Genomic DNA, 2,185 nt, shown 5'->3' on the forward strand with positions numbered 1-2,185 from the left:
GCCCTGTCCCCTGTCTGGACTGACAGGAGCAGGCAAGGCTCAGCCGGCAAAATCCGCATCCAAATGCAGCTGTTTCATACGCTTACATTATAACAAAAAATGGCCAGACTGGCCATTTTTTATCGGTTCTTCTTGAGCGAATCAGCTGTGCAGGGGCGCAGGGGGGTGAGAAGACAAACCCTTTTGATTTATCCGGAGTTCTTTCCCGCTCTCAGGCTGATTTCGGTTTTGATTGAATATGAGCAATGAAGCGGCGAAGTCAATTGCTGACGTGCCGGCCGTCTCAGACGAACTGGCTCAAGACGGCGTTTCCAAACAACAAACAAGTCTATTTAAACACCACAATGGTCGCACCGCTGCCGCCAGCATTCTGAGGAGCATAGCCAAAGGACTTGACGTGCTTGTTGCGGCGGAGGTATTTGGTCACGCCTTCGCGGATGACGCCGGTCCCGATACCGTGGATAATATCGACTTGGGCCATGTTATTGAGCAGGGCCTGATCGATAAAGGCATCCAGCTCCTCCATCGCCTCCTCATAGCGCTTGCCGCGCAGATCCAGTCTGGCGCTGGGGCCGGCTCCCGAAGTCCGCTTAATCACATTGACCTGTCTGGACTTGGCCTGCGCTTCCTTTTCAGCCTTCAGCAGGTCAAATTCGTCCGCCCGCAAGGTCATCTTAATCAAGCCGACCTGAGCTTCCCAACGGCCGTCCTTGAGCTGGGCTGTCAGTGTCCCTCTCTGTCCGTAAGCTGTCACAATAATATCATCTCCGACTTTGGGCGCCCGGTCTTTCTTGGCCTTTTTCAAAACCTTATTTTTGGACAGGTCCACCGTTTCTGGTGCCAGCTTCTTGAGCTGCCCCTTGGCTTCAATGATTTCATGCGGCTTCAGGCTGGATTTGGCATGGAGATTCTTGAGAATGCTGTCGCTCTCAGCAAGAGCCACATCCACGATTTCCTGGGCTTCCAGCCGAGCCTTATTGAGCTCGGTTTCCTTTTCTCGGTTCAATTCGTTGTAAAGTTTTTTCAGCGCCCGGTTGAACTTGAGATTTTCCTGCTCCACCTCACGGATGTTATCCAATCGCTTGCGGCTTTCCAGAGCCTGAGCTTCCAGCCGCTCGATAATCTGGTTGACATCCCTGTCTGTATCCGTCAGTTCCTGAGCATGGCGGACAATCAGGTCCGCCAGTCCCAGTCTTCTGGCAATCTCAAAGGCATTGGAGCGCCCGGGAACCCCTTGCATAAAGCGATAAGTCGGCCGCAGGCTCTCCGTATCAAACTCCATACTGGCATTCTGCACCCAGTCGGTCTCGATGCCATAGGCCTTGAGCTCCGGATAGTGAGTCGTGGCCATAGTCTTAATGCTGCGCAGGCGCAGATCTTCCAATACAGCAATGGCCAAAGCTGCTCCCTCCTGCGGGTCAGTCCCTGCTCCCAGCTCGTCCAGGAGCACCAGAGAGTCTGTATCCACCCGCTCCAGAATCGCCACAATATTGGTCATATGACTGGAAAAAGTAGACAGGCTCTGCTCAATAGACTGCTCGTCGCCGATGTCTGCAAAGATTTGGCTGAAAATCCCCACCCGGCTGCCCTTGTCGGCCAGTATCGGCAGGCCTGACTGGGCCATGAGCTGAGTCAGGCCCAGTGTCTTCAGCATAATGGTCTTGCCGCCTGTATTGGGACCTGTGATTACAATCTCAGTCAGATCAGGACCGAAATGCAGGTCATTGGCCACCGGCTTTTCAATAAGCGGATGGCGAACACTGAGCAGCTGGATGTCCTGCCTGTCTGACAGCTCTGCTATCACCGCACCCGTCTCCTGCATAAAGCGAATCTTGCTTCTGATCAGATCCAAATGCCCGATAATCCAAGCGTTATTGGCAATAGCAGCGGCATGGGGCCGCACCCTGTCCGAGAGCTCCTGCAGAATCCGCAGCATTTCATAGCGCTCATCTGCCCTGCCATTGCTAATCTCCTCATTAAGATTGACCACTGCCCGAGGCTCGATATAGACGGTACCGCCGCTGGCAGAAATATCATGAACTACGCCGGCAATCCGGTTGCGGTAGGTATTTTTTACCGGCAGCACGTTGCGGCCGTTACGGCTGGCCACTACTTGGTCCGCCAGCATATGGCCTTTGGTCTTGAGAAGCTCCTGCAGAAGATCCCGTACCTGTGCTTCATTTTC

The 2,185-nt window shown here is 53.8% G+C and carries 1 protein-coding gene; it reads right to left on the reverse strand.

Annotation, left to right across the window (positions count from 1 at the left end):
- Window positions 1-328: 328 nt before the first annotated feature.
- A partial coding sequence (locus STRDD11_RS01380; RefSeq protein WP_241209273.1) for an endonuclease MutS2 occupies window positions 329-2,185 on the reverse strand: 1,857 nt, incomplete at its 5' end.

Origin of the sequence: Streptococcus sp. DD11 (assembly GCF_001578865.1) — a bacterium.
GTDB classification, from domain to species: Bacteria; Bacillota; Bacilli; order Lactobacillales; family Streptococcaceae; genus Streptococcus; species Streptococcus panodentis.